The sequence below is a fragment of the Nocardioides sp. CFH 31398 genome (genome assembly GCF_022436705.1).
GTDB lineage: Bacteria > Actinomycetota > Actinomycetes > Propionibacteriales > Nocardioidaceae > Nocardioides.
This window is the reverse complement of record NZ_JAKUHT010000047.1, coordinates 1-6,168: the sequence shown is the minus strand read 5'-3', so window position 1 is coordinate 6,168 and position 6,168 is coordinate 1. Positions and strand designations below refer to the sequence as shown.

The 6,168-nt window shown below is 75.7% G+C and carries 5 protein-coding genes, 1 tRNA gene and 1 other RNA gene; 1 reads left to right on the top strand and 6 read right to left on the bottom strand.

All coding sequences use genetic code 11. From position 1 onward, the window contains the following. Both MJ876_RS21350 and ffs read right to left on the bottom strand, forming a co-directional pair. The coding region (locus MJ876_RS21350) for a DNA polymerase III subunit gamma and tau (protein ID WP_240239499.1) at nt 1–1,319 on the bottom strand (1,319 nt) is incomplete at its 3' end. A 77-nt stretch (nt 1,320–1,396) separates the two neighbouring features. Then, an RNA gene (ffs, locus tag MJ876_RS21345) (signal recognition particle sRNA small type) lies at nt 1,397–1,488 on the bottom strand. Between the two features lie 84 nt (nt 1,489–1,572). Between ffs and MJ876_RS21340 the strand changes: the two genes are divergently transcribed. Further along, nucleotides 1,573–1,660 (top strand) — tRNA-Ser (locus MJ876_RS21340). Nucleotides 1,661–1,664: 4 nt separating this feature from the next. On the opposite strand, the gene MJ876_RS21335 is transcribed toward MJ876_RS21340, so the two are convergent. From MJ876_RS21335 to MJ876_RS21320, 4 genes are all read right to left on the bottom strand, one after another. Further along, on the bottom strand, nt 1,665–2,984 hold the full coding sequence (locus MJ876_RS21335) for a S8 family serine peptidase (protein ID WP_240239498.1): 1,320 nt from the start codon (nt 2,982–2,984) through the stop codon (nt 1,665–1,667). Further along, nucleotides 2,969–4,387, bottom strand: coding sequence for a type VII secretion protein EccB (locus MJ876_RS21330; RefSeq protein WP_240239497.1), 1,419 nt, complete (start codon nt 4,385–4,387; stop codon nt 2,969–2,971). The genes MJ876_RS21335 and MJ876_RS21330 overlap by 16 nt, the downstream gene beginning before the upstream one ends. Then, on the bottom strand, nt 4,388–5,755 hold the full coding sequence (gene eccD / locus MJ876_RS21325; protein ID WP_240239496.1) for a type VII secretion integral membrane protein EccD: 1,368 nt from the start codon (nt 5,753–5,755) through the stop codon (nt 4,388–4,390). Between the two features lie 166 nt (nt 5,756–5,921). Continuing rightward, nucleotides 5,922–6,168, bottom strand: a 247-nt coding sequence (locus tag MJ876_RS21320; RefSeq protein WP_240239494.1) for a hypothetical protein, incomplete at its 5' end; no start/stop codon positions are given.

Sequence of the window (6,168 nt, the reverse complement as noted above, 5' to 3'; positions counted from 1 at the left end):
GGCCTCGGAGCGGGCACGGGCTCCGGCGTCGGCTCGGGCACCGGGATGACGTCGGCGGGCCGCGCGGGCGGCGCTGCGGGCCGCTCCCCCGGCTGAACCGGCTCAGCCGGGGCAGCCGGGGCGGCGGTCGCGGCAGGCGCCGCCGCGGCCGGCGCCACGCTCATGCGTCGCTCGACCCGGTCGAGCCGTGCGCCGAGCCCGGAGTCACCGTCCGCGGCGGGCAGCAGCACCCGCGCGCACAGGAGCTCGAGGTGCAGGCGGGGTGCGGTGGCGCCGCGCATCTCGGTGAGACCGGTCGCGACGACGTCCGCGGCGCGGCTGAGCTCGGCGGCGCCGAACCGCGCGGCCTGCGCCACCAGCCGCTCCCCCTGGTCGTCGGGGACGTCGATGAGGCCGGTCGTGGGTGCGTCGGGGACGGCGGCGACCACGACGAGGTCGCGCAGCCGCCGGAGCAGGTCCTCGGTGAAGCGCCGGGGGTCCTGGCCGGCCTCGACCACGCGGTCCACGACGGAGAACACGGCGGCGCCGTCGCCCGCGGCGAAGGCGTCGACGACGTCGTCCAGCAGGGAGTCGGGGGTGTAGCCGAGGAGGCCGGTCGCGAGCCGGTGGGTGACGCCGTCCGGCCCGGCCCCGCCGATGAGCTGGTCGAGCACCGACAGCGTGTCCCGGGCCGAACCGGCGCCGGCCCGGACCACGAGCGGCACCGCCGACGGCTCGATCGCGACGCCCTCGGCCCGGCAGAGGTCGGTGAGGTACGACGACAGCAGCCGCGGCGGGATCAGCCGGAACGGGTAGTGGTGGGTGCGGGAGCGGATGGTGCCCAGCACCTTCTCCGGCTCGGTGGTGGCGAAGACGAACCGCAGGTGCGGCGGCGGCTCCTCGACCAGCTTCAGCAGGGCGTTGAAGCCCTGCGTGGTGACCATGTGCGCCTCGTCGATGACGTAGATCTTGAAGCGGCTGCGGACCGGCGCGAAGAACGCCTTCTCCCGCAGGTCGCGCGCGTCGTCGACACCGCCGTGGGACGCCGCGTCGATCTCGATCACGTCGATGGAGCCGGGACCGCCACGCGCGAGGTCGCGGCAGCTGTCGCACTGCCCGCACGGGTCGGCGACCGGCGCGCGCTCGCAGTTGAGGGTGCGGGCGAGGATCCGGGCCGACGTCGTCTTGCCGCAGCCGCGGGGCCCGGAGAACAGGTAGGCGTGGTTGGCGCGGTTCGCGGCCAGGGCCGTGCGCAGCGGCTCCGTGACGTGCTCCTGCCCGATCACCTCGGCGAAGGTCTCCGGCCGGTATCGGCGGTAGAGAGCGAGCGACGGCTCCACGCGGACCACCCTAACCACGGCCGCCGACAGCGGCCGGGGGCCGTGCACAGCCCCTCCGCGAGCGCCGTCCGGAGACGAGAAGGCCCCCCGCGCACCCGGTAGAGCCCGCCTGCCCTTGCTGCCTTCCGGCCCTGGGGGAGTTCAGCGAGGTGCCGCCGCACGGGGGGTTGGCCAGAGTCTAGGCCAGGGTGGGGGCCGCGGCAGCACCCGGGCGATTGCGGCGCGCGCGAGCACGACTAGTAACCTCCTCCGCGGAGGATTCGCCTAGTGGCCTATGGCGCTCGCTTGGAAAGCGGGTTGGGTTAACGCCCTCAGGGGTTCGAATCCCCTATCCTCCGCCATCTCTCAGGAGCGGCGGGTCCTGCGCAGCAGCGGGCGCAGGATCACCGCCCCGACCAGCACGGCCCCGGCGAGCAGGCCCCACCACCGGAAGTCGTCGCGCGACTCGGCCAGCTCGTCGGTCCGCACCGGCGGCGGCTCGGCGCGTCCGCCCTCGCCGTCGTCGACCTGCTCGGGCACCTGCAGCCGGCCCTCCCGGTCCGTGGCGACCTCGCGGGTCAGCGCCTCGAGGGGCTGGACGACGCCCGCCCCGCTGATCGTCGACCGCTGGTCGGCGACCCCGGAGGCGGTGTCGAGGAGCCGGGAGACCAGCTCCTGGGAGGACTGGTCGGGGAACCGCTGCCGCATCAGCGCGAGCACGCCCGAGACGTACGCCGTCGCCCAGGACGTCGCGGGCCCCGGCGCCACGCAGGAGGAGCCGTTGGGCCCGTAGGAGACCGCGCCGATCGTCGGGGCGGCGACGTCGACGTCCCGCGACGCCTCGATGAACTGTTCGGGGGCGAGCGGCTCGCCGTTGTCGTCCGTCTTCGGCACGTACGACGTCACGCCGACGACGCCGGGGTAGGCCGCCGGGTAGACGGGCTCCGCCAGCGGGATCGACCGCGTGGCGCCGTCCTCCTCCGCCAGCTCCTCGTCGCGGTTCGGCGTCGCCGCGACGACGATGACGCCGGCGTCCTGGACGGCCTCGACCGCCGCCTCGAGCTCCGGGACGTCGCCGGAGACGTTCAACGACAGGTTCACCACGTCGATGCCGCGGGGTCGCGCCTCGTCGGCCACCCAGCGCAGCGCCGCGACGACGTCCTCGGTGTCGAACTCCGGCAGCCCGCTCTCGACCTCGGCGGGCTCGGGGTCCGCGACGATCCGCAGGCCCAGGACCTCGGCGCCGGGCGCGACGCCGACCCCGAGGCTCTCGCCACCCACCTGCCGGTCGGCGCCGGCGACGAGCCCGGCGACGACGGTGCCGTGGTCCACCGTGACCGGGCCGCTCTCGAAGTTCTGGCCACCGACCAGCGGGATCTGCGGCAGGCCGACCACCGGGCCGTCCACGATCGCGACCGTCGCGCCCTCACCGGTCGCGATCTGGTGGGCCTCGGGGATCCGCATCTGCTCCAGTGGCGCGCTGACCTGGTCCGTCACCGCGACGTCGGTGCCGGGGTCGACCGCGCTCGAGCAGGGGATGGTCGCCTCGACGGGACCGCCCTCGGAGTCCGCGGCGGCCGGTCCGGGCACGACGGTCGCGGCCACCAGGCCGGCGGCCAGCGTCAGGCCGGCCGTGCGCCGACGACGCCCGGCGCGGGGCTCCACGGCGATCAGCCCCCCTCGCACGAGCTCGGGCTGTCGCTGCCGGGCTCGCCCAGGGCGGCGTTGCGGGACAGCACCACGCCGCAGTCGAACGGCACCAGCCAGGAGTCCGGGACGACGGGGGCGTCGACGTCGCCGTACCCGAGGTTGGTGACCGCGTCGCCGCCCTCGAGGAGGTAGCGCACGCCCTTGGCGTCCACGACGAACGGGCTGGGCCCCTCGTCCTGGCCGAAGGCGGCGGAGACCACGAAGGCCCCGTGGCCGGGCTCGACGACGGCGTCGGTCGCGCCGGGCGCCACCTCGTCGTCCTCCAGCGCCGGGTCGAGGCCCTCGTCGGGGCCCTCGGCGACGAGGACCGTCGGGCCCTCGCCGGAGCGGGTCACGAGCATCGCGCAGACGCTGCCGTCGTCCACCGGTCGCGGCGGCTCGTCGGGCCACTCGTCCGGGATGAGCGGGGCGGGGTCGACGGTGAGTCCGTCGACCGGCACCGGCTCGAGCGAGGTGTCCAGCGCCTCGTAGACGGTGCGGGCGAAGTCGGACAGGCGGGCGGGCCCGTCCGCCGTCACCAGGTAGACCTGGTCCTCGACCTGGACGAGGTCGCCGGCCCGCACCGGCTCGGACAGCCCCTCGAACCAGTCCGCCGACTCCGGCACCTGTCCGCCGCCGACGTCGAACGAGGTCTCGTCGAGGGCCGGCCCCTCGGGCCACAGGTCGATCCAGGCCTCGTCGACGCGGGGGGCCTCCGCCGCGAGCGGGAGCTCGAGGTCGCTGAGGATGCCCTCGCGGTCGCCCTCGTCGTCCGGCAGCTGGAGGCGGAAGGCCTGGTCGTCGGCGTCGTCGACGAGGCTGCCGGCGGCGAGGAGCCAGTAGTCCTGACCGCTGCGGACGACGAGCCCGGCGTCCGTGGCCGCCTCGGCGGGCGGGGTCTCGAAGACGCCCAGGCGCGTGCCGTAGCCGTCCGCGGTGCACGCCACCCAGCCGGAGTCGATCAGCTGCTCGGTCGACGGCAGCACCGCGGGGGCGCCGAGGATGCCGATGTCGTCGCCGATGTCCTCCCCGGCGATGTCCTCGGCGGAGACGGTGGACGGCTCCTGCTCGGTGCCGAAGATCAGCCGGGCGTTGATGTTGCCCACCACCGGCCGCAGGACCGGGTCGTCCGACTCCTCGGTGATGACGTAGGAGTTGCCGGTCTCCTTCTCGATGACGATGCCGGGGTCGAGCCAGCCGTCCGGCGGCCGTCCGGAGAAGATGCCGGCGATCGCGCCGCCGGCGAGCACGAGCACGCCCAGGGCGACTCCGCCGACGATGGTGCGGCCGGGGCGGGACGGCTCGACCTCGCGCCCACCCGGGGCGCCGCTGACGAAGGCCGTGACGAGGCGGCGGCGGCTGAAGGCGTGCGCCTCGACCAGGTCCTTCTTGGTCGACATCTAGCCGCCCACCCGCTCGAAGAGGCCGGTCGCGAGGACGGCCAGCGGCACCAGGGAGACGAGCGAGATGGTCTCGGCGAGGTCGCCGAGACGTCCGCGTCGCACCGACGCGGACGCGGGCACGAGCGTGGCGGCGACGAGGACGGCGCCGGTCACCGCGAGCGTGACGGCCGCGAGCGGACGCCAGGTCGGGTGCATGAGCAGGACGGAGACGGCCACGGCCAGCAGGCCGGTGACCCCGGAGGCGAGGCCGACGAGCACCTCGGAGCCGGTGCGGTACTGCCGCGTCCGCAGCATCACGACCGCGCAGCTCATCACCGCCAGCAGCGTGCCGGTGACGCCGAGCGACACCGCGAGCGGCGCGACGAGGACCAGGAGGATCCCGACGGTCGCGGAGACCGCGAGGAGGATCTCGTGGGCCAGTCGGGCGTCCGAGCCGACCTTGTCCGGGTCGATCTCGTCGGGGTCGCGGGTGACGTCGGCGATCGTGAACGCCTGGTCGACCTGGGTGGACGTCGCGCCGAGGGCGAGCCACGGGAACACGCTGCCGAGGATCACGACGAGCACCAGGAGCGTCACGAACACGACGCGGGGGTCGAGGCCGAGGTAGTCGACCAGCAGGCCGCCGACGACGGCGAGGGCACCCACCACGACGGCCGGGATCGCCAGAGAGCGGCCCTGGTCGATGCCGATGACCGCGGCGATGCCCGCGAGCAGCGCCCCGGCGCCCGCGCAGGCGAGGGGGACGGTGAAGAAGTCGGCGGACAGCACGTCCGGGGAGCCGGGGGCGTAGAGCAGGCCGGCCACCGCGCCGTACACCGCGGCGGTCGAGGCCAAAGCGACCGCGGCCTGCGGCTCGCCGCGGACCCGCGAGAGCACGACGGCACCGGTGAGCAGCAGGACCGACACGACCGTCGCGGCCACGCCGGCCACGAGCGGGTCGCCCTGCACCAGCAGGGCCGCGGCGCCGAGGCCGAGCAGCAGCAGCGCCGCCGCGAGCGCCGTACGGCGGCCGGCGGCGGGCTCCCAGGGCTTCAGGTCGCGCTCGACGACGTCCGCCATGGCCTCGACCACGTCGTCGTAGACCCGCGGCGGCTCCTGGTCGACGCCCGCGGACACGGTCAGCAGGCCGCCGTCCTCGACGCCCTGCACGGTCAGGCCGGTGTCGGGGCCGAGCTCGCGGCCCTCCTGGGTGACGACGGTGTAGCCGCCGTAGACGGTGGCGGGGTCGAGCAGGCCCACGCTGCGGGCCAGCTCCGGGAGCAGCTCGGCGACGGGCACGGACCCGGGCAGCACCAGGTCGACCCGACGGGTCCCCGACGCCACCGTGACCCGCACCAGGCCGGACGTGGTCGTCGACTGGCTCATCGGCCTCCCCTCGCCCGATCCTGGCCGCCCCCCGGGGGTCCGGCACGTGCACTCTACGCAGTTCGGCGACGCGTCCGGGGCCCCTCCGCGGAAGTCGCGGACGGACCCCGGACGGTCCCCCTCACACCCCTGACACCCCGTCAGGTCGTGGCCGGCCCGGCCCCGCTCAGCGCAGGACGCCCGGGCCCGCCTCGTCGTCGTCGACCCAGATCTCCTGCTCGGCGAGCAGGTGCTCGCGGTCGACGTCCGTCTCCTCCGTACGACGGCGCGACCCGGCGGCGCGGGCCGCGTTCGCCGCGGCCGAGCGGCCGGTCCCGGCCGACCGACCCGCGGCCGACCCGGCGCCCTTCGCGGCACCCTTCGCAGCGCCCTTCGCGGCGCCGGCGGCACCCTTCGCACCGCCGGCCCGGGCC

What these genes read in the sequence shown, in the direction of transcription:
- MJ876_RS21330 (WP_240239497.1), bottom strand. Translation starts at nt 4,387, where the DNA reads ATGTCGACCAAGAAGGACCTGGTCGAGGCGCACGCCTTCAGCCGCCGC.
- eccD (WP_240239496.1), bottom strand. Translation starts at nt 5,755, where the DNA reads ATGAGCCAGTCGACGACCACGTCCGGCCTGGTGCGGGTCACGGTGGCG.